Source organism: Brucella sp. NBRC 12950 (assembly GCF_030268145.1).
Taxonomy (GTDB): domain Bacteria; phylum Pseudomonadota; class Alphaproteobacteria; order Rhizobiales; family Rhizobiaceae; genus Brucella.
Genome location: NZ_BSQC01000092.1, coordinates 1 through 255, shown reverse-complemented (window position 1 = coordinate 255; position 255 = coordinate 1). Strand labels below are relative to the sequence as shown.

The following is a 255-nucleotide window of genomic DNA, read 5'->3' as shown; positions in this document are numbered from 1 at the left end:
TCTTGGGATTGGCGGCCAAAGCCCGGGCAAGATTGATGCGCTGCTTTTGACCACCGGATAATTCACCAGGCCTGCGATAGCGCATAGTGCGCGGGATCCGCACCATATCAAGCAGTTCGTCGACCCGTGCTTCCCGGCTTTTGCCGTCCATACCGTGATAAAAGCTCAATGGGCGGGAGAGAATGTCCCCAATCGATTTGGCCGGATTAAGTGCGGTATCAGCAAATTGAAAGACAATCTGCAATTGGCGCAATT

1 protein-coding gene is annotated in these 255 nt (G+C 53.3%); it reads right to left on the bottom strand.

Translation table 11 applies throughout. From position 1 onward, the window contains the following. The coding region (locus tag QSJ70_RS27600; protein ID WP_285541405.1) for an ATP-binding cassette domain-containing protein at positions 1 to 255 on the bottom strand (255 nt) is incomplete at both ends.